The 18334-nt window shown below is 70.4% G+C and carries 18 protein-coding genes; 9 read left to right on the top strand and 9 right to left on the bottom strand.

Translation table 11 applies throughout. The annotated features are described in order from the left end of the window. Positions 1–114 precede the first annotated feature (114 nt). Both ACZ7EG_RS24940 and ACZ7EG_RS24945 read left to right on the top strand, forming a co-directional pair. Positions 115–1194 (top strand): sterol desaturase family protein, encoded by a 1080-nt coding sequence (locus tag ACZ7EG_RS24940; protein ID WP_471082909.1) that lies wholly within the window; start codon positions 115–117, stop codon positions 1192–1194. Beyond that, positions 1191–1871, top strand: coding sequence for a lysoplasmalogenase (locus ACZ7EG_RS24945; RefSeq protein WP_471082912.1), 681 nt, complete (start codon positions 1191–1193; stop codon positions 1869–1871). Before ACZ7EG_RS24940 ends, ACZ7EG_RS24945 begins: the two co-directional genes overlap by 4 nt. A 158-nt stretch (positions 1872–2029) precedes the next feature. Here ACZ7EG_RS24945 and ACZ7EG_RS24950 read toward each other — a convergent pair whose 3' ends face one another. From ACZ7EG_RS24950 to ACZ7EG_RS24965, 4 genes are all read right to left on the bottom strand, one after another. After that, positions 2030–3055 carry a CopD family protein gene (locus ACZ7EG_RS24950; protein ID WP_471082915.1) on the bottom strand — a complete coding sequence of 342 codons (1026 nt, stop codon included), beginning with the start codon at positions 3053–3055 and terminating at the stop codon, positions 2030–2032. 50 nt (positions 3056–3105) lie between these two features. Next, positions 3106–3381: a hypothetical protein gene (locus tag ACZ7EG_RS24955; RefSeq protein WP_471082918.1), complete on the bottom strand. Its 276-nt coding sequence runs from the start codon at positions 3379–3381 to the stop codon at positions 3106–3108. Between the two features lie 261 nt (positions 3382–3642). Further along, on the bottom strand, positions 3643–5163 hold the full coding sequence (locus ACZ7EG_RS24960) for a S8 family peptidase (RefSeq protein ID WP_471082921.1): 1521 nt from the start codon (positions 5161–5163) through the stop codon (positions 3643–3645). A 61-nt stretch (positions 5164–5224) separates the two neighbouring features. Beyond that, positions 5225–6757, bottom strand: a complete 1533-nt coding sequence (locus ACZ7EG_RS24965; protein WP_471082924.1) for a S8 family peptidase — start codon at positions 6755–6757, stop codon at positions 5225–5227. Positions 6758–7009: 252 nt separating this feature from the next. Here ACZ7EG_RS24965 and ACZ7EG_RS24970 point away from each other — a divergent pair, with 252 nt between their 5' ends. The 3 genes from ACZ7EG_RS24970 to moaA all read left to right on the top strand — a co-directional run bounded on the left by ACZ7EG_RS24970 (position 7010) and on the right by moaA (position 10149). Then, a complete protein-coding gene (locus ACZ7EG_RS24970; RefSeq protein ID WP_471082927.1) occupies positions 7010–7366 on the top strand; it encodes a DUF485 domain-containing protein in 357 nt (118 codons plus the stop codon). Then, positions 7363–8988 carry a solute symporter family protein gene (locus tag ACZ7EG_RS24975; RefSeq protein WP_471082931.1) on the top strand — a complete coding sequence of 542 codons (1626 nt, stop codon included), beginning with the start codon at positions 7363–7365 and terminating at the stop codon, positions 8986–8988. The genes ACZ7EG_RS24970 and ACZ7EG_RS24975 overlap by 4 nt, the downstream gene beginning before the upstream one ends. 171 nt (positions 8989–9159) lie before the next feature. Continuing rightward, complete coding sequence (moaA, locus tag ACZ7EG_RS24980) at positions 9160–10149, top strand: GTP 3',8-cyclase MoaA (RefSeq protein ID WP_471082934.1); 990 nt, start codon at positions 9160–9162, stop codon at positions 10147–10149. A gap of 61 nt (positions 10150–10210) precedes the next feature. On the opposite strand, the gene ACZ7EG_RS24985 is transcribed toward moaA, so the two are convergent. Beyond that, positions 10211–10426 carry a hypothetical protein gene (locus tag ACZ7EG_RS24985; RefSeq protein WP_344459394.1) on the bottom strand — a complete coding sequence of 72 codons (216 nt, stop codon included), beginning with the start codon at positions 10424–10426 and terminating at the stop codon, positions 10211–10213. 229 nt (positions 10427–10655) lie between these two features. Beyond that, complete coding sequence (locus tag ACZ7EG_RS24990; RefSeq protein WP_471082938.1) at positions 10656–11051, bottom strand: DUF3099 domain-containing protein; 396 nt, start codon at positions 11049–11051, stop codon at positions 10656–10658. Between the two features lie 243 nt (positions 11052–11294). Between ACZ7EG_RS24990 and ACZ7EG_RS24995 the strand changes: the two genes are divergently transcribed. Further along, positions 11295–11570, top strand: coding sequence for a GlsB/YeaQ/YmgE family stress response membrane protein (locus ACZ7EG_RS24995; protein WP_471082941.1), 276 nt, complete (start codon positions 11295–11297; stop codon positions 11568–11570). Between the two features lie 81 nt (positions 11571–11651). On the opposite strand, the gene tyrS is transcribed toward ACZ7EG_RS24995, so the two are convergent. The 3 genes from tyrS to ACZ7EG_RS25010 are packed head-to-tail and all read right to left on the bottom strand — an operon-like array spanning position 11652 to position 15891. Next, a complete protein-coding gene (gene tyrS, locus ACZ7EG_RS25000; protein ID WP_471082944.1) occupies positions 11652–12920 on the bottom strand; it encodes a tyrosine--tRNA ligase in 1269 nt (422 codons plus the stop codon). A 56-nt stretch (positions 12921–12976) separates the two neighbouring features. Then, a complete protein-coding gene (locus tag ACZ7EG_RS25005; protein WP_471082947.1) occupies positions 12977–14371 on the bottom strand; it encodes a metallopeptidase TldD-related protein in 1395 nt (464 codons plus the stop codon). Continuing rightward, on the bottom strand, positions 14368–15891 hold the full coding sequence (locus tag ACZ7EG_RS25010) for a TldD/PmbA family protein (protein WP_471082950.1): 1524 nt from the start codon (positions 15889–15891) through the stop codon (positions 14368–14370). Before ACZ7EG_RS25010 ends, ACZ7EG_RS25005 begins: the two co-directional genes overlap by 4 nt. A 274-nt stretch (positions 15892–16165) precedes the next feature. Here ACZ7EG_RS25010 and fabG point away from each other — a divergent pair, with 274 nt between their 5' ends. From fabG to ACZ7EG_RS25025, 3 genes are all read left to right on the top strand, one after another. Then, positions 16166–16885, top strand: coding sequence for a 3-oxoacyl-[acyl-carrier-protein] reductase (gene fabG, locus ACZ7EG_RS25015; RefSeq protein WP_471082953.1), 720 nt, complete (start codon positions 16166–16168; stop codon positions 16883–16885). 5 nt (positions 16886–16890) lie between these two features. Then, a complete protein-coding gene (gene fabI / locus ACZ7EG_RS25020; protein ID WP_471082956.1) occupies positions 16891–17658 on the top strand; it encodes an enoyl-ACP reductase FabI in 768 nt (255 codons plus the stop codon). Positions 17659–17818: 160 nt separating this feature from the next. Continuing rightward, entirely contained in the window at positions 17819–18169 is a 351-nt protein-coding gene (locus ACZ7EG_RS25025; protein WP_471082959.1) for a hypothetical protein, read from the top strand. The last annotated feature ends 165 nt before the right edge of the window (positions 18170–18334 follow it).

Genomic DNA, 18334 nt, shown 5'->3' on the forward strand with positions numbered 1-18334 from the left:
AATTCGCCCCGTACCGGATTGGCGGAGATCGCCAAGAAGCAAGCGCGTACCGTCGGTAATACTTGTGGGTAACAACGTCTGGTCGGCGCGGGACTCCGGTCCTACGGTGCTTGCATGCCGAACCTGCCCGATGTCGTGCTGTGGTCCGTCCCCGCCTTTGTGCTGCTCACCGTGGTCGAAATGGTGAGTTACCGCCTCCATCCCGACGAGGACGCGGAGGGCTACGAGGTGAAGGACGCCGCGACGAGCGTGGGCATGGGGCTCGGCAGTCTCGCCTTCGACTTCGTATGGAAGATCCCGATTCTGGCGATCTACACGGCCCTCTATGAACTCACGCCGCTGCGCGTGCCCGTGCTCTGGTGGACCGTCCCGCTGATGCTGCTCGGGCAGGACTTCTTCTACTACTGGTCCCACCGCGGCCACCACGTCATCCGCATCCTGTGGGCCTGCCACGTCGTCCACCACTCCAGCCGGAAGTTCAACCTCACCACTGCGCTGCGCCAGCCGTGGACGTCCCTGACCGTGTGGCCGTTCTACGTCCCCCTCATCGTCGCCGGCGTGCACCCCGCCGCGCTCGCGTTCTGCTCCTCGGCGAACCTCGTCTACCAGTTCTGGATCCACACCGAACGCATCGACAAGATGCCCCGCTGGTTCGAGTTCGTCTTCAACACCCCCTCCCACCACCGCGTCCACCACGCCTCCCAGGGCGGCTATCTGGACCGTAACTTCGGCGGCATCCTCATCGTCTGGGACCGGTTGTTCGGGTCGTTCGTCGCGGAGACGGAGCGGCCCCGGTACGGGCTGACCAAGAACATCACCACGTACAACCTGTTCAAAGTGGCCACGCACGAGTACGTGGCCATCGCCAAGGACCTGCGAACGGCTCGCAGTTGGCGCGAGCGCGCGGGACGCGTGTTCCGCGGACCGGGCTGGGGGCCGGGACCGGCGGCACCGGCTCCGTCACCGGCCGCCGCACCGGCTCCGTCTCCGGCCGCCGCGACCACGCCGGCCCTTGAGAGCGCGCCGGTCCCTGAGAGCGCGCCGGTCGCCGAGAGCGGGCTGGTGTCCGAGGGCACCCCGGACCCCGAGACCCTGTCCCTCGCCGAGGCCGTGCCGGTCGCCGAGGCCGCCTCCGGTGCCGGGACCGCCCCCGGTGCCGGGACGGCTCCGGCCGGGAAGAGCACGCCGGCGTGACCCCCTCGCGTCTCCTCCTGACCGCTTTCGGCCTCGCCGTCGCCGTCGACCTCGTCTGCCTCGCGACCGGTGCCGACGCCGGGCACACCGTCGCCAAGCCCCTGCTGATGCCGCTCCTGGCCCTGTGGGCGGCCCTGCGCAAGGCACCCCGGCCGCTTCTGGCCGCCCTGCTGTTCGGCTGGGGCGGTGACGTCCTGCTGCTGTCGGACGCCGAGCCGGCCTTCCTCGCGGGCATGGCCTCCTTCGCGGCGGGCCACGTCTGCTACCTCGTGCTCTTCACGACGTACGGCAGCCGGAACGCGGTGCCACGCGCGCGTGCGGGCGTCCTGGCCCTCGGCTACGCCGCCGCCCTCGTGACGACCGTCGCGCTGCTCTGGCCGGACCTGCCCGCGGCCCTGCGCGTGCCCGTCGCCGGCTACAGCCTGCTGCTCACCGCCATGGCATACCGTTCCGGCATCCGGCTCGGTCTCTTCGCAGGGCTCGGCGGGGCGCTGTTCCTGCTGTCCGACACGCTCATCGCGACCGGTGTGGCCGAATGGCCGCAGTTGCCCGCGCCGGACTTCTGGATCATGCTCACGTACGTCGCCGCGCAGACCCTGCTGACGGTCGGCACGATCGGGGCGCTCGACGCACGCAGGGCACCGGCCGCCACCTACGGCGAGATGCGCGCCGTCTGAGACGGGCCCTGGGGAACATCGGTACGGCGAACAAGACGACCGGGTTTGTCTTCCGCCGAACCTCGTCGCCGGGACTGCCGCCTGCGCTGCACGCGATGGGCCACCGGCTTGGCGTCAACCGATGTACCGATATCCCCGAGGCCCCAGACGCACCGGCGTCACCAGCGGATGGGCACCGGAAGCGCCGTCAGGACCCCGGACACAGCGACCGCCAGGCCCAGGGCGACGACCTCCGCCCGGGCCGGTGCACACGCGGTCAGCGGGTCGTCCGCCCGGCGCAGCCGTCGCCGGGCCCACACCGCGAGGGCGGCGACGATCGCCACGAGCAGCACCTTGGCGAGCAGCGCGCGCCCGTACGCGGTCCCGGTCAGCTGTTCCAGGATCGTCTCCGGTGGCATCCGGCGCAGTGAACTGCACACACCCGTGGCGGTGATGGCGGCGAGCAGGACGACCGCCACGCGCGCGTAGAGACCCAGCAGGGCCGCTCCCGCCGCCGCGTCGGGCCGGCCGTGCCACAGCCGCAGGACGCGCAGCGCATGCAGCAGGCCGCCCGCCCACAGTGCCGCGCAGGTCAGATGAACGAACGTCAGCCCGGCGCCGGTCAGCGGAGTGTGCTCGGTCGTGGGGTGTGCGCGCAGCGCCTCGGCGGCGACCACGGCGGCCAGCGGCCAGACCTGCGTGACCGGCCGGCGCGACACGGCGCACAGCCCCGCCACCAGGAACGCGTTGACCTCCAGCAGAGCGAGCTTGCCGTCCCGGGAGGCGTAAAGCCCCCCGACGTCGATGTCCGCTCCATCGCCCGGCACGAGATTGCCGGTGGCCACGACCGCGGCGAGCCCGAGGGCGGCCAGGAAACCGGCGCCGGCCGCGAGCGGGGACCGGCTGCGGGGCAGAACCGGGGGAGCGGCCTCCGTGCCGGGCAGCGATCGCGCCAGGCGGTTCACGAACAGTTCGCCGACGGGTATGCACAGCGCCGCGAAGAGCACCGTGCGGAGCAGGGCGATGCCGCCGGCGCCGGGCGCCTCGGCCTCCCCGGTGCCGTGCAGCGCGGCGGACGGGCCGAGCAGCGGGATCAGCGCGGCCAGTGCCACCAGCACCAGGACGGCGACGGCCCGGCCCGCACCGGTGCGCCGCACGGGCCCGTCCCGATCGGCCGGCCCGGGCTGGGGTTGTGTCAGGGTCACCCCAGGATCTTCACCAACCTTCACACGGCCGGGCAAGTCGGCACAGGGCCTCAAGTAACCTCCGGTGCGGCCGACCACCGTAGCCGCACCTCCTTGTGCCCGACCGTCGGCCGCAGCTCCCACCCCCGCGCCAGGGCGACCTCGGCGACGCACCGGCCGCCGTCCCCCCGGTACGTTCGCAGGGGCATCGCACACTCCACGGCCGGCCTCGGCTTCTTCGGCACGACCGGTGCCGGGGCCCGCTCCGTCCACTTCGCCACGGCCTTGTCCACCCGTGCCGTGTGGTACGCGGCGTCGCCCTCGTGACGCAGCTCCGGCCAGGACACGCACCACCATGTGACGCAGCTCCGGCCAGGACACACACCACCATGTGACGCAGCTCCGGCCAGGACACACACCACCATGTGACGCAGCTCCGGCCAGGACCCGCACCACCATGTGACGCAGCTCCGGCCAGGACACGCACCACCATGGGCTGGGTTCTCGACCGCGTCCGGGGCCTGGCCTCATGACAACGAATCCTGCCGCGGACGCGCAGCGGGCCGGACGGGTGCCCCCGCCCGGCCCGGATCACCTTCCCACGAGCTCTACTTGGTCACAGCGTCCAGCGCGTCCGCCATGCCCCAGCCGTAGAAACCGTTGCGGTTCTTCGAGCCCTCGCACACCGCGTCGATCTTGCCGTCGGCGTCGATGTCGTACGGGTCCGTGCACGCCTTGGCGTCGGCCTGCGCGTACAGCAGCGCCTTCACCAGGGCCGGAGAGGCGTACGGGTGCGTCGACTTGATGAGCGCGGCGACGCCCGCGACGTGCGGGGACGCCATCGACGTACCGGCCATGTAGCCCCACTTGCCACCTGGCAGCGTGCCCAGGATGAGGCCGCTCGTGGCCGGCGCCTCCGGCTTCTGGTAGGCGGTCGAGTCACCGCCCGGGGCGGCTATGTCGATGGTGCCCAGACCGTAGTTGGAGAAGGACGACTTGATGCCCTTCGCGCCCGTCGAGGCGACCGTGACGACACCCGGCAGCTGGGTCGGGATGTCGAGGCACTTCGAGGGGTCGACGACCCGGTCGCCCGGCGTGCTGTCGTTCGGGGACGACGGGTCGGTGATCTCGTCGGAGGCGAGGTCGTAGTTCTCGTTGCCGCCCGCGGCGACGTTGACCGCGCCCTTCTTCTCCGCGTACCGCGAAGCCCGGGTGACGGCGTCCACCAGCGCCCTCTGGTCCGGGTCGTTCTTGCAGTTGAAGTACCAGGGGTCCGTGTAATAGCTGTTGTTCGTCACGTCGACCCCGTGCTCGGCCGCCCACACGAAGCCGCAGACCACGGCCTCCGTGTAGAAGAAGCCGTCCGGGTTGGACACCTTGATGCCGGAGACCTTCACCCCGGGCGCGACACCGGTCATGCCGACGCCGTTCTTGGCGGCGGCGATCTCACCGGCGACGTGGGTGCCGTGCGGGCTCTCCGCGGCACCCGGCCGCCACGCCCCGTCGGTCGTGTCCGGCTTGCCGGACACACAGTTGGCCGACGCCTTGCGGTCGAAGTTGGGCGCGATGTCGGGGTGGGTGTCGTCCACGCCGGTGTCGATGACGGCGACCGTGACCTTCTTGCTGCCCAGCGTCTTCGCGTGGGCCTTGTCCGCCTTGATGGCGGGCAGGTCCCACTGCTGGGGCTGCAGCGGGTCCTGCCCGGCCGGGGCATCGGCCGCGGCGACCTCGGCCGCGCTCAGCACCTTCGGCGCGCCCAGGTCGCCCGTCGACGCCGAGGGCAGCGGCGCGGTGCGGGTGGCCCCCGCCGACTGCACGCCGCGCACTGTGCGGATCGTCTTGGCGAAGTCGGCGTTCGAGGAGTGGACGACGATGACGCCGATCTGGTCGTACGACGTCACGATCGTGCCGCCCGCCTTGGCGACGGCCTTCTTCACATGCGCCGAAGTGCCGCGCCCCGGCTTGACGTTGACGACGTAGCTGAGCGAGGTCGCCTCGGCCGCTGTGGGGGCCGGGGCGTCCTCGGCGGCCGTGGCCACGGTGTTCGGCAGGAACGCCAGGGCCGTGGCCACGGCCATCCCGGCCGGGATCGCGACGGCGCGTCGGTAGCGCGCGTACGGCGCAGTCATGGTGTCTCCAGTTCGTTCACGATACGAGCTGATCTTGCGAAGGCCTCGGTGGCGGGACGGGTCACTTGACCGCGCGCAGCGCGTTGACGATGCCGTGCCCGTAGAAGCCGTTGACGCGCTTGCCGCCCTTGCAGACCGCGTCCTGCGTGCCGTCGCCGTCCTGGTCGTAGGAGGCGGGGCAGGCGGTCTTGTCGGCCTGCGCCTTCAGCAGTGCCTGCAGCTGGGCCGGAGACGCCCAGGGGTACTTGGACTTCAGCAGCGCGGCGACGCCGGAGGCGTGCGGCGAGGCCATCGAGGTGCCCTGCAGGAAGCCCCACGTGCCGTTCGGCAGGGTGGACAGGATGCGGCCGTTCTTCGAGGGCGTGTCCGGGATCTGGTAGCGCCCGTCACCGCCCGGCGCCGCGACGTCGACGACGCCCTTGCCGTACGTGGAGAAGTACGACTTGACATTGTTGACGCCCGTCGAGCTCACCGTGACGACACCCGGCAGCTGGTTCGGCACGTCGAAGCACTCGTGCGGGTCGATGGTGCGCTCGACCGGGGTGGAGTCGTCCGGGCTGGAGTCGTCGACGATCGCGTCCGCGTCCAGGTCGTGGTTGGAGTTGCCCGCCGCGGCGACGTTCAGCGTGCCCTTCTTCTGGGCGTACAGCTGGGCCCGGTTGACCGCGTCGACGATGGCCCGCTGGTCCGGGTCGTCCATGCAGTTGTACAGCCACGGGTCGACGTAGTAGCTGTTGTTCGTGATCTCGACGCCGTGGTCGGCGGCGAACACGAACGCGCACACGACGCTCTCCGGGTAGAAGAGGCCGTTCGCCCGGTCGGTCACGTTGATGCTGGACACCTTCACACCGGGAGCGACGCCCGCCACGCCCACGCCGTTGCGGGCGGCGGCTATCTCGCCCGCGACATGCGTGCCGTGGTAGTCATCGGCGGTGTACGGCCGCCAGGCGCCCTCACTGGTGTCGGGCTTGCCGCCGGCGCAGTTGGCCGACTGGGACGCGGAGAAGTTCGGGGCGATGTCGGGGTGGGTGTCGTCCACACCGGTGTCGATCACGGCGACGGTCACCTTGCGGCTGCCCGGGTTGATCCGCGCGGCCTTGTCGGCGCCGATCGCGCGCAGGTCCCACTGGTCGGCCTCGAGGGGCTCGCTCTCGGGCGTCTTCGCCGAGGCGGCCTGGGCGCGCTTGGCCTGGGCGGCCGTCAGGTACTCGACCGCGCCCTCCTCCTTCGTCCCCGCGGCCGTCAGCGGCGTCGTCCGCGTCGCACCCGCCGACTGGACCCCCCGGGCCTTGCGGATCGTCTTGGCGAAGTCGGGATTCGAGGAGTGGACGACGATCACGCCTATTCGCGCGTACGTGGCCACGACCGAGCCGTCGGCCTTCCCGATCGCCTTCTTCACCGAGGCGATCGTGTGGCGGTCCACCTTGGTGTTGACGACGTACGCCAGCTTCGGCGCGTCCGCCGCCGTCCGGACGGCCGGCTCCGCCTGCGGGGCCGCCGACGCGGCGGCGGGCAGGAAGCCCAGCGAGGCAGTCAGGGACAGCACGACGGGCACGGCGAGAGCGAGCCGGCGTCTGGAACGCAAGTGAGACATGGGGTCTCCACATCCTCCGGAAACGAAAACCGGCCCGAGGCACAGGTGGTGCCCGGGCAGGTACATGACGTGTTGCAGGGCGAAGCTATCCCGGCCTCTCGCTGGCCAGCAACGCTTTCTCGAAACGACTTGGGAAACAACGCCGGGCGTTTGAACCGGTTCTCACGCGCCGCCGTGACGTTGAACAAGGAGCGCGAGGACACGCGCCTCCGCCCACGTTCACAACCGCTGCCGTCCTTGCGAGGAGACTCCGTGGCCACCGACGCACCGCCCCCCTCGAAAGAGCAACACAAACTCCCCTCACCCGAGGAGTTCGCCGAGGTGCACGAGAGCGCGGAGTTCGGTGAACTGCGCCGCTCCTACCGCTCCTTCGCCTTCCCGCTGACCGTCGGCTTCATCACCTGGTACCTGCTGTACGTCCTGCTCTCGAACTACGCGGGCGGCTTCATGGGCACCAAGCTGTTCGGCAACATCAACGTCGCCTTCGTCCTCGGCGTCGCCCAGTTCGTCACCACGTTCCTCATCGCCTGGTGGTACTCGCGGCACGCCGCCGCGAAGCTCGACCCCAAGGCCGAGGCCATCAAGTCCCGGATGGAGAGCGGCGCATGAGCCCCGTACAGCACACCTTCCTCGCCGCGAACGAGGCCAGCGAGCACCGCCCGCTGATCATCACCCTGTTCGCGCTGTTCGTCCTCGCGACCCTCGGCATCACCGTCTGGGCGGGCCGCCAGACCAAGGACGCCGCCGACTTCTACGCCGGCGGCCGCCAGTTCAGCGCCTTCCAGAACGGCCTCGCCGTCTCCGGCGACTACATGTCCGCCGCGTCGTTCCTCGGCATCGCGGGCGCGATCGCCATCTTCGGCTACGACGGCTTCCTCTACTCCATCGGCTTCCTGGTCGCCTGGCTGGTCGCCCTGCTCCTGGTGGCCGAGCCGCTGCGGAACTCCGGCCGCTACACCATGGGCGACGTCCTCGCGTACCGCATGCGCCAGCGCCCGGTCCGCACCGCCGCCGGTACCTCCACGATCGTGGTGTCGATCTTCTACCTGCTGGCCCAGATGGCCGGTGCGGGCGTCCTCGTCTCACTCCTGCTCGGCATCACCTCCGACGCCGGCAAGATCCTCATCGTCGCCCTCGTCGGCCTCCTGATGATCGTCTACGTCTCCATCGGCGGCATGAAGGGCACCACCTGGGTCCAGATGGTCAAGGCCGTGCTGCTCATCGGCGGCACCCTCCTGATCACCTTCCTGGTGCTGCTGAAGTTCAACTTCAACATCTCCGACCTGCTCGGCACCGCCGCCGAGAACAGCGGCAAGGGCGCCGCCTTCCTGGAGCCGGGCCTCCAGTACGGCGCGACCGGCACCTCCAAGCTGGACTTCATCTCCCTCGGCATCGCCCTGGTGCTCGGCACCGCCGGTCTGCCCCACATCCTGATCCGCTTCTACACGGTGCCCGACGCCAAGGCCGCCCGTAAGTCCGTGAACTGGGCGATCGGCATCATCGGCGGCTTCTACCTGATGACGATCGCGCTCGGCTTCGGCGCCGCCGCGCTCATCTCGCAGGAGGAGATCATCGCCTCCAACCCGTCCGGCAACACGGCGGCACCCCTGCTCGCCCTGCACCTCGGCGGTGTCGACTCGACCTGGGGCGCGATCCTGCTCGCCACGATCTCGGCGGTGGCCTTCGCGACGATCCTCGCCGTCGTCGCCGGCCTCACCCTGGCCTCGTCGTCCTCCTTCGCGCACGACATCTACGCCAACGTCATCCGCAAGGGGAAGGCCTCCGGCGCCGAGGAGGTCCGTGCGGCCCGCTGGGCGACCGTCGCCATCGGCATCGTCTCCATCGGCCTCGGCGCCCTCGCCCGCGACCTGAACGTGGCCGGTCTGGTCGCCCTCGCCTTCGCTGTCGCCGCCTCCGCCAACCTGCCGACGATCCTCTACAGCCTGTTCTGGAAGCGCTTCACCACCCAGGGCGCGCTGTGGTCGATCTACGGCGGCCTGATCGTCGCCGTCGGCCTGGTGCTGTTCTCGCCCGTCGTCTCCGGCGACCCCAAGGCGATGTTCCCCGAGGTCGACTTCGCCTGGTTCCCGCTGAAGAACCCGGGCATCATCTCCATCCCGTTCGGCTTCCTCATGGGCTGGCTCGGCACGGTCCTGTCCAAGGAGGAGCCCGACGCCAAGAAGTACGCGGAGCTGGAGGTGCGGTCCCTGACCGGCACCGGAGCCCACTGAGCACGACCACTCCCGCGCGGCCGGGCCGTAGGAACCTCCAGGTCCCTGCGGCCCGGCCGCGTCCCGCCTCGTGGGATCGGGCCTGTGGCGTTGTCGGTGGCGTCACGTAGGCTCATTGGTGTCGGAGAAACGGCGCCGCACGCACGATCCGCGACGAGGGAGGGGGCCCACGTGCTCATCGACACCTACGGCCGGGTGGCCACCGACCTGAGGGTCTCACTGACCGACAGGTGCAACCTGCGCTGTACGTACTGCATGCCCGAGGAGGGCCTGCAGTGGCTGGCCAAGCCGGATCTGCTCACCGACGACGAGATCGTCCGCCTGATCGACATCGCGGTCACCTCCCTCGGGATCGAGGAGGTCCGCTTCACCGGCGGCGAGCCCCTGCTGCGCCCCGGCCTGGTCGGCATAGTCGAGCGCGTCGCGGCCCTGGAATCGCGCCCCCAGATGTCACTGACGACCAACGGCATCGGCCTCAAGCGCACGGCCACCGCCCTGAAGGAGGCGGGCCTGGACCGGGTCAACGTCTCCCTCGACACGCTCCGCCCGGACGTTTTCAAGACCCTCACCCGCCGCGACCGCCACAAGGACGTCATCGAGGGCCTCTACGCCGCCCGTGACGCGGGCCTGACCCCGGTCAAGGTCAACTCGGTCCTGATGCCGGGCCTGAACGACGACGAGGCCCCGGACCTCCTCGCCTGGGCCGTGGAGCACGACTACGAACTGCGCTTCATCGAGCAGATGCCGCTCGACGCCCAGCACGGCTGGAAGCGCGACGGCATGATCACTGCCGGCGACATCCTGGCCTCCCTGCGCACCCGCTTCGAGCTGACCGCCGAGGGCGAGGAGAAGCGGGGCTCGGCCCCGGCGGAGCGCTGGCTCGTCGACGGCGGCCCGCATGTGGTCGGCGTCATCGCCTCCGTCACGCGCCCCTTCTGCTCGGCGTGCGACCGCACCCGCCTCACGGCCGACGGACAGGTCCGCACCTGCCTGTTCGCCCAGGAGGAGACGGACCTGCGCGCCGCGCTGCGCTCCGGCGCCCCGGACGAGGAGATCGCCCGCATCTGGCGCCTGGCGATGTGGGGCAAGAAGGCGGGAGCGGGCCTGGACGACCCGACGTTCGTGCAGCCGACCAGGCCCATGTCAGCGATCGGTGGCTAGAGACACCCAGGGGGTGCGGGGAACCGCGCGACAAGCCACAGCGCACCCGCACCCGAAAGCGTCACGCGTCCTGCGCTTCCCAGTCCTTGAGAAGAACCACGTCTTTCAGGAATCCCCGCACCCCGAGGAACTGCGACAGATGCTCGCGATGCTCCTCACAGGCCAACCACGTCTTGCGCCGCTCCGGCGTATGGATCTTCGGGTTGTTCCACGCCAGCACCCACACGGCGTCGACACGGCAGCCCTTCGCGGAACAGATGGGCGTCTCGTCACTCACAGCTTTCGTCTCACAGAAAAGGCGACGCCGAGCAGCCACGGGGGGAGCTGCCCGGCGTCGGTCCGTCGCTCCGACGGGGGATGCGGAGCGCGTACGAAGTATGTCACGGGTAACCCCGACCCCGGCACTGGAACAACATGATTGATCTGAGCTTTTCTTGAGCTTGGCGAGAAGCTGACTTCCCTTCCCGATCTTCCGTGCTCTCCCGCGATCTCCCGCCGGGGTGCCCCTACCGCTCGTGCGATTCGCTCCGCGCACCCGCCCCCGGCCCGGACACGGCATCTTCCGCAACCGATTCCCCCGACCGGTCATCCGGACCCGACGGGCCGATCATCGGACGCGACTGTGACACCACGAACGTCGACGGCAGAGACGGCGCGTTCTCACGCCCCGCGTTGGCGATCACCACCGCGATGTACGGCAGCACCAGCCCGAGCACCAACGCCACGATGGCGACGTGCCGTTCGACGTTCCACAGGGTGGCCGCGAGGATCACGGAGATCGTGCGGACCGTCATCGAGATCACGTACCGGCGCTGCCGCCCGCGTACGTCCTCCTGCAGTCCCGTCCGGGCGCCGGTGATCCGGAAAACCTGGACGTTGCCGCCGCCATGCTGCTTCCGCATCGCATTCCACCATCCGCCCGTATCGGACTTTCCCTGCCCCGTAGCAGCCTCGGCCGGTCGGAGAACCTGGCCGGGACAGCTCCCACGTTACGCCGCGGCCGGGCCGGCTACGAGACGGGGTGGCGCACCGCCCGCGGAACAGGCCTGCGCCGTCCCGTGTACGGCCCGCGTCGGCATGCGGCGTACTGCGTCCGGGCCGACACTGGCCGTAGGGCTCGCGTCAAGCCGTACGAGGAGGCAGCGATGGGCTGGGTCTGGGCGATCATCGTGGGACTGGTACTCGGTCTGCTCGCCAAGGCGATCATTCCGGGCAAGCAGCACCTTCCGCTGTGGCTGACCGTCATCCTGGGCATGATCGGCGGCATCGCCGGCAACGCCATCGCCCGGGCGGCCGGCGTCGACGCCACCTCGGGAATCGACTGGTGGCGGCATGTCTTCCAGCTGGTGATGGCGATCATCCTCGTGGGTCTGGGCGACCGGGCCTGGACGGCGGCCAGAGGAGGCAGGAGCAGGGCATGACGGGGGAGCAGGGCATGACGGGGCGCACGGCGAAGGGGACGGCCTCCGAAAACGGAGACCGCCCCCTTCGCCGTCGCGCTCTCAGCCGCCCGTGACCTCGACCGCGGCCAGGTTCTTCTTGCCCCGGCGCAGCACCAGCCAGCGGCCGTGCAGCAGGTCCTCCTTCGCGGGGACCGCGTCCTCACCGGCGACCTTGACGTTGTTCACGTAGGCGCCGCCTTCCTTGACGGTGCGGCGCGCGGCCGACTTGCTGGCCACCAGGCCGACCTCGGCGAACAGGTCCACGGCCGGGCCGAGCTCGGCCACCTGGACGTGCGGTACCTCCGACAGGGCCGCTGCCAGCGTCCTCTCGTCGAGCGCCGCCAGCTCTCCCTGCCCGAAGAGAGCCCTGGACGCGGCGATCACGGCGGCGGTCTGATCGGCGCCGTGCACCAGCGTGGTCAGCTCCTCGGCCAGCGCGCGCTGCGCCGCCCGGGCCTGCGGACGCTCCGCGGTCTGCTGCTCCAGGTCCTCCAGCTCCTCGCGGGAGCGGAAGGACAGGATGCGCATGTACTTCGAGATGTCCCGGTCGTCCACGTTCAGCCAGAACTGGTAGAACGCGTACGGCGTCGTCATCTCCGGGTCGAGCCACACGGCGCCGCCCTCGGTCTTGCCGAACTTGGTGCCGTCCGCCTTGGTCATCAGCGGTGTCGCCATGGCGTGCACCGTGGCACCCGGCTCCAGCCGGTGGATCAGGTCCAGGCCCGCCGTGAGGTTGCCCCACTGGTCGCTGCCGCCCTGCTGGAGCGTGCAGCCGTAGCGCCTGTACAGCTGCAGGAAGTCCATGCCCTGCAGGAGCTGGTAGCTGAACTCCGTGTAGCTGATGCCCTCGGAGGACTCCAGACGCCGGGCCACGGAGTCCTTCGTCAGCATCTTGTTGACGCGGAAGTGCTTGCCGATGTCGCGGAGGAACTCGATCGCGGAGAGGTTCTCCGTCCAGTCGAGGTTGTTGACCATGACGGCCGCGTTCTCGCCCCCGAAGTCCAGGAACGGCTCGATCTGGGCGCGCAGCTTGGCGACCCAGCCGGTGACCGTCTCCGGGTCGTTCAGCGTGCGCTCCGCGGTCGGGCGCGGGTCACCGATCAGGCCCGTGGCACCGCCGACCAGCGCCAGCGGCCGGTGACCGGCCTGCTGGAGCCGGCGCACGGTGAGCACCTGCACCAGGTGCCCCACGTGCAGTGACGGCGCCGTCGGGTCGAAGCCGCAATAGAACGTGACGGGACCGTCCGCGAGCGCCTTGCGCAAAGCGTCCTCGTCAGTGGACAGGGCGAACAGCCCGCGCCACTTCAGCTCGTCGACGATGTCCGTCACGGTTCTCGTGTCTCCTCGATGATCTTGGGGCAGTCGGGTGACAGCCGACTACGAGGTTATACGCCCTGACTGACAGAGCTCATATTGAAATCCGGGACCCGCAGCGCGGGCATGGCCGCCCTGGTGAACCAGTCGCTCCACTCCCTGGGCAGCGTCTTCTCGGTCCGCCCGGCCTCCGTGGCCCGGCCCAGCACCCCCACCGGCGACTCGTTGAACCGGAAGTTGTTCACCTCGCCCGTCACCTCGCCGTTCTCGACGAGGTAGACGCCGTCCCGAGTCAGGCCCGTCAGCAGCAGCGTCGCCGGGTCGACCTCGCGGATGTACCACAAGCAGGTCAGCAGCAGCCCGCGCCCGGTGTTCGCGACCATCTCCTCCAGGGAACGGTCCTCGCCCCCGTCCAGGACGATGTTGTCGATGCCCGGCGCCACCGGCAGGCCGGTCAGGCCCGCGCTGTGCCGGCTGGTCGTCAGGTGCCGCAGCTCACCCTCGCGCATCCACTCGGTGGGGGCGAGCGGCAGCCCGTTGTCGAACACCGACTGGTCGCCCCCGGAGGAATGGGCGATCACGAAGGGCGCCGACTCCAGGCCCGGTTCGTTCGGGTCGCTGCGCAGGGTCAGCGGCAGGTCGGTCAGCCTCTCGCCGACCCGCGTGCCCCCGCCCGGCTTGGAGAACACCGTGCGACCCTCGACAGCGTCCCGGCCCGACGCCGACCACATCAGGTAGATCAGCAGGTCCGCCACGGCCGTCGGCGGCAGCAGCGTCTCGTAGCGCCCGGCAGGCAGCTCCACGCGCCGCTCGGCCCACCCGAGGCGCACGGCCAGCTCCGCGTCCAGGGCCGCCGGGTCGACGTCCTTGAAGTCCCGCGTGGAGCGGCCGGCCCACGCGGAGCGGGTCCGGTCCGGCGACTTGGCGTTCAGCTCCAGCGTCCCGTTGGGCTGGTCGTGCCGCAGCCGCAGACCGGTGGACGTGCCGACGTACGACGACACCAGCTCGTGGTTGGCGAAGCCGTAGAGTTCGCGGCCGCCCGCCCGCGCGCGGGCGAAGGCCTCGCCGAGCGCCGGAGCGAAGTCGGCGAACACCGCCGAGGAGGTCTCGACGGGCGCCTCCGTGAACTCCGGCGACTGCGCCAGGCCCGTGACCAGCGGCTGGGCGTCCTCGGCGGGCCCGGCGCCGCGCGCTGCGGCCTCGGCGGCCCGCACCAGGGGCTCCAGCTCGTCGGGGGTCACGGCGGACCGTGACACGACCCCGGAGGCGGTGCCCTCCTTGCCGTCGACGGTGGCGACGACGGTGAGCGTGCGCCCGCGCGTGACGCCGTTCGTGGTCAGCGTGTTGCCCGCCCAGCGCAGGTTGGCGGTGGACTGCTCGTCGGCGATGACGACACAGCCGTCCGCCCGGGACAGTTCGAGGGCCCGCTCGACCACTTCGTGCGGCTTGCTGGTGAGAGGGCTCATCGACCGGCCTCCTGGGTCGTGTTGAGGATGTTGACGCCCTTGAAGAGGGCCGAGGGGCAGCCGTGCGAGACGGCCGCGACCTGCCCCGGCTGGGCCTTGCCGCAGTTGAAGGCACCGCCGAGCACATAGGTCTGCGGCCCGCCCACCGCGGACATCGACCCCCAGAAGTCGGTGGTCGTCGCCTGGTAGGCGACATCGCGCAGCTGTCCGGCGAGCCGCCCGTTCTCGATGCGGTAGAAGCGCTGCCCGGTGAACTGGAAGTTGTACCGCTGCATGTCGATCGACCAGGACCGGTCGCCGACGACATAGATGCCGCGCTCCACGCCCCCGATCAGATCCTCGGTCGACATACCCGCCGGGTCCGGCCGCAACGACACGTTGGCCATGCGCTGCACCGGCACGTGCCCGGGGGAGTCGGCGTAGGCGCAGCCGTTGGACCGCGCGAAGCCGGTCAGCTTCGCGATCCGCCGGTCCAGCTGGTAGCCGACGAGCGTGCCGTTCTTCACCAGGTCCCAGGACTGGCCCTCGACACCCTCGTCGTCGTACCCGATGGTGGCCAGGCCGTGCTCGGCGGTGCGGTCGCCGGTGACGTTCATCAGCTCGGAGCCGTAGCGCAGCTTGCCCAGCTGGTCGAACGTGGCGAAGGAGGTGCCGGCGTAGGCGGCCTCGTAGCCGAGCGCCCGGTCCAGTTCGGTGGCGTGCCCGATCGACTCGTGGATCGTCAGCCACAGGTTGGACGGGTCGACGACCAGGTCGTACAGGCCGGGGCGCACGCTCGGCGCGCGCATCTTCTCGGCGAGCAGCTCGGGGATCTGCTCCAGCTCGCCCTCCCAGTCCCAGCCGGTGCCGGTCAGGTACTCCCAGCCGCGTCCCACCGGCGGCGCGAGGGTGCGCATGGAGTCGAACTCGCCGCTCGACTCGTCCACGGACACCGCGTTGAACACCGGGTGCAGCCGCACCCGCTGCTGCGTGGTCACGGTCCCGGCGGTGTCGGCGTAGAACTTGTTCTCGTGGACCGTCAGCAGCGAGGAGTCCACATGGTCGACCCCGTCGGCCGCGAGCAGCCGCGCGCTCCACTCCGCGATCAGCCCGGCCTTCTCCTCGTCGGGCACGGAGAAGGGATCGACCTCGTACGACGAGATCCACGTCCTGTCGGAGTGCACCGGCTCGGCGGCCAGCTCGACCCGTTCGTCCGACCCCGCCGCCTTGATCACCTGCGCGGACAGCTTCGCCATCGCCACCGCCTGCCCGGCGACCCTGGCCGCGGCGTCCAGGGTGAGGTCGACGCCGGAGGCGAAGCCCCACGTGCCGCCGTGCACCACCCGCACCGCGTACCCGAGGTCGGTGGTGTCCGACGACCCGGCGGGTTTGGCGTCCCGGAACCGCCAGGAGGCGCCCCGCACCCGCTCGAACCGGAAGTCCGCGTGCTCGGCGCCCAGCGCACGCGCGCGTGCGAGGGCCGCGTCGGCGAGGGGGCGTAGGGGGAGGGCCGTGAAGGCCTCGTCGATGGTATGAGGCACCGCCGTCTCTTTCTGTCGAGGTGACCGTGGTTGCCGTGCTCGTCGTGACTGCTCCGATCATGTCGCCCATCCCCCGCGCGGGCCACGAGTTTCCCGAGCCGGGTTCGCGGGTTTCTGTAGGGACCCGACAGGTAGTCCCCTACGCCACTGTCGGTGCCCGATTGTCCGCGGGCGTGCCCGGACCGATAGGTTTTCGAGGAAGCCGCCTGTCATCACCGCCTGTCGTCCAGGCGCCCGGGCGGGGTATTCAGACCGCTATCGAAAGGGTGATCCGTTGAGCCGCTCGGTTCTCGTCACCGGAGGCAACCGGGGCATCGGCCTCGCCATCGCCCGCGCTTTCGCCGATGCCGGCGACAAGGTCGCCATCACATACCGCTCGGGTGAGCCGCCGGCCGCCCTGACGGAATTGGGCTGCCTGGCCGTCAAGTGCGACATCACCGACGCCGAGCAGGTGGAGCAGGCCTACAAGGAGATCGAGGAGACCCACGGCCCCGTCGAGGTCCTCATCGCCAATGCCGGCATCACCAAGGACCAGCTCCTGATGCGCATGTCCGAGGAGGACTTCACCTCGGTCATCGACACCAACCTCACCGGCACCTTCCGCGTCGTCAAGCGCGCCAACCGCGGCATGCTGCGCGCCAAGAAGGGCCGCGTGGTCCTCATCTCGTCGGTCGTGGGTCTGTACGGCGGTCCCGGCCAGGCGAACTACGCCGCCTCCAAGGCCGCCCTGGTCGGCTTCGCGCGCTCCCTCGCCCGTGAGCTGGGCTCGCGCAACCTCACCTTCAACGTCGTCGCGCCCGGCTTCGTGGACACCGACATGACCAAGGTGCTCACCGACGAGCAGCGCTCGGCCATCGTGTCGCAGGTCCCGCTCGGCCGGTACGCGCAGCCGGAGGAGATCGCCGCGACGGTGCGGTTCCTCGCCTCGGACGACGCCTCGTACATCACTGGAGCCGTCATCCCCGTAGACGGCGGACTGGGAATGGGTCACTGATCACCATGAGCGGAATTCTCGAGGGCAAGCGCATCCTGATCACCGGTGTGCTGACGGAGGCCTCCATCGCCTTCCACGCCGCCAAGCTGGCCCAGGAGCAGGGCGCCGAGGTCATCCTCACCGCGTTCCCGCGGCCCACGCTGACCGAGCGCATCGCCAAGAAGCTCCCGAAGCCGACCAAGGTCATCGAGCTCGACGTGACGAACGACGAGCACCTCGGGCGGCTGGCCGACGTCGTGGGCGAGGAGCTCGGCGGACTCGACGGTGTCGTGCACTCCATCGGCTTCGCCCCGCAGGACGCCCTGGGCGGCAACTTCCTCAACGCGCCGTTCGAGTCGGTCGCCACGGCCATGCACGTCTCGGCCTATTCCCTGAAGTCGCTCACCATGGCCTGCCTGCCGCTGATGCAGAACGGCGGCTCGGTCGTCGGTCTGACGTTCGACGCGCAGTTCGCCTGGCCGCAGTACGACTGGATGGGCCCGGCCAAGGCGGCCCTGGAGGCCACCAGCCGCTACATGGCCCGCGACCTGGGCAAGCAGAACATCCGCTGCAACCTCGTCTCGGCGGGCCCGATCGGTTCCATGGCCGCCAAGTCCATCCCGGGCTTCGAGGAGCTGGCCTCCGTGTGGGACAGCCGCTCCCCGCTGGAGTGGGACCTGAAGGACCCTGAGCCGGCCGGGCGCGGCATCGTCGCGCTGCTGAGCGACTGGTTCCCGAAGACCACCGGCGAGATCGTCCACGTGGACGGCGGTCTGCACGCCATCGGAGCCTGATCTCCCGCACGTCCCGACGCCCCGTTTCCCGCAGCGCGCGGGGAGCGGGGCGTCACCCGTTCGGCTCAGCCGGCCGGGCGGGCGAGGCCCGCGACCAGGCACTGTTGAGTACGCGTTCACCACGCGAGCCCCTCCCCAGCACGGCCGAGGAGGTCTCCTTGTGCGCTTGTCCCGCCGAACGGCCTCAGTGTCCCTCGCCGTCGCGCTCGTGCTGACCCTGGCGTACGAGGCGGTGCCCCACGCGCGCGTGCCCGTCGGCGAGCGCGAGTCCGCGGACCCCTTCGGCGCCGCGTGCCGCATCCGCGTCACCGGCTCCAAGGTGAGCGCGTACTGCCACAACCCCTACCCGGAGACCGACCGTGTGAGCCTGCACGTGGAGTGCGCCCGCTGGTGGGACATCGACACCGACAGCTCACCGATCGAGGCCGGCCCCGCGCAGACCGTGCGGCTGACGGGACGGTGCTGGAAAGAGGTCGGCGACGTGTGGGTCAGTCACCGGCGGGGGAGCTGATCCGCCGCGCGGCATCAGGGTCCGGCGGGGTACCTGCCCGGTGGCGTCAGTCGTCGGCGAGGGGAGCTGAACCTGTCCTGTCCGGTGGCGTCAGTCGTCGGCGGGGGACTGAACCTGTCCGGCGGCCTCAGTCACCGGCGGGGGAGCTGAACCTGTCCGGCGGCC

The sequence above is a fragment of the Streptomyces sp. NPDC037100 genome (assembly GCF_055606225.1).

Bases quoted from the DNA above. Each gene is read 5' to 3' on its own strand.
- ACZ7EG_RS24960 (WP_471082921.1), bottom strand. From the start codon at position 5,163: ATGACTGCGCCGTACGCGCGCTACCGACGCGCCGTCGCGATCCCGGCC.
- ACZ7EG_RS25005 (WP_471082947.1), bottom strand. From the start codon at position 14,371: ATGAGCCCTCTCACCAGCAAGCCGCACGAAGTGGTCGAGCGGGCCCTC.
- ACZ7EG_RS24965 (WP_471082924.1), bottom strand. From the start codon at position 6,757: ATGTCTCACTTGCGTTCCAGACGCCGGCTCGCTCTCGCCGTGCCCGTC.
- ACZ7EG_RS24990 (WP_471082938.1), bottom strand. From the start codon at position 11,051: ATGCGGAAGCAGCATGGCGGCGGCAACGTCCAGGTTTTCCGGATCACC.
- ACZ7EG_RS24940 (WP_471082909.1), top strand. From the start codon at position 115: ATGCCGAACCTGCCCGATGTCGTGCTGTGGTCCGTCCCCGCCTTTGTG.
- ACZ7EG_RS24975 (WP_471082931.1), top strand. From the start codon at position 7,363: ATGAGCCCCGTACAGCACACCTTCCTCGCCGCGAACGAGGCCAGCGAG.
- ACZ7EG_RS24995 (WP_471082941.1), top strand. From the start codon at position 11,295: ATGGGCTGGGTCTGGGCGATCATCGTGGGACTGGTACTCGGTCTGCTC.
- fabI (WP_471082956.1), top strand. From the start codon at position 16,891: ATGAGCGGAATTCTCGAGGGCAAGCGCATCCTGATCACCGGTGTGCTG.